Below are 1,504 nucleotides of genomic sequence, written 5' to 3' on the forward strand. Positions count from 1 at the left end.
CATCACCAGATCGGGTCCCCCTTCTCCCGAAGTTACGGGGGCATTTTGCCGAGTTCCTTAACCACAGTTCTCTCGATCGCCTCAGTATTCTCTACCTGACCACCTGTGTCGGTTTGGGGTACGGGCCGTGTACCAACTCACTAGAGGCTTTTCTCGGCAGCATAGGATCACTGAATTCACCTCAATCGGCTACGCATCACCTCTCAGGCTCAATGCTGTGCGGATTTGCCTACACAACGCCCTACAGGCTTACACCAGTACAACCACTGACTGGCCCAGCTACCTTCCTGCGTCACCCCATCGCTTGACTACTACACCCAGGATCCCATGCAGCCGCTTCAGGTCTCCCGAAGGAGATCCCTCCACATTTGGATGGTTAGCACAGATGATTCGCCATTGGGCGCGGATACACGGGTACGGGAATATCAACCCGTTGTCCATCGACTACGCCTGTCGGCCTCGCCTTAGGTCCCGACTCACCCTGGGCGGATTAACCTGGCCCAGGAACCCTTGGTCATTCGGCGGACGAGTTTCTCACTCGTCTTTCGCTACTCATGCCTGCATTCTCACTCCCACAGCCTCCACAACTAGCTCACGCTGCTGCTTCCATGGCTGCAGGACGCTCCCCTACCCATCCACACCACTGCACAACCCCCCACAGGAGGAAGTGAATGTCATATGTGAATGCCGCGGCTTCGGCGGTGTACTTGAGCCCCGCTACATTGTCGGCGCAGAATCACTTGACCAGTGAGCTATTACGCACTCTTTCAAGGATGGCTGCTTCTAAGCCAACCTCCTGGTTGTCTTCGCGACTCCACATCCTTTTCCACTTAGTACACGCTTAGGGGCCTTAGCCGGCGATCTGGGCTGTTTCCCTCTCGACTACGAAGCTTATCCCCCGCAGTCTCACTGCCACGCTCTCACACACCGGCATTCGGAGTTTGGCTGATTTCGGTAAGCTTGTAGGCCCCCTAGACCATCCAGTAGCTCTACCTCCGGCGTGAAACACGTGACGCTGCACCTAAATGCATTTCGGGGAGAACCAGCTATCACGGAGTTTGATTGGCCTTTCACCCCTACCCACAGCTCATCCCCTCAGTTTTCAACCTAAGTGGGTTCGGGCCTCCACGACGTCTTACCGTCGCTTCACCCTGGCCATGGGTAGATCACTCCGCTTCGGGTCTAGAACACGCGACTCACAACGCCCTATTCGGACTCGCTTTCGCTACGGCTACCCCACACGGGTTAACCTCGCCACATGCCACTAACTCGCAGGCTCATTCTTCAAAAGGCACGCCATCACCCACCCTAGCAAAGCTAGGCGCAGGCCCTGACGGATTGTAAGCGCACGGTTTCAGGTACTATTTCACTCCCCTCCCGGGGTACTTTTCACCTTTCCCTCACGGTACTAGTCCGCTATCGGTCACCAGGGAGTATTCAGGCTTACCGGGTGGTCCCGGCAGATTCACAGCAGATTTCACGGGCCCGCTGCTACTCGGGTACC

General features: G+C 56.4%; 1 other annotated feature (running past both ends of the window).

What is annotated here, in order from left to right:
- Positions 1-1,504, bottom strand: a sequence feature (most likely nonfunctional fraction of RNA operon) (it extends past both window edges: 1,267 nt to the left, 1,683 nt to the right).

Source organism: Nocardia sp. NPDC050630 (genome assembly GCF_044457245.1).
GTDB lineage: Bacteria > Actinomycetota > Actinomycetes > Mycobacteriales > Mycobacteriaceae > Nocardia.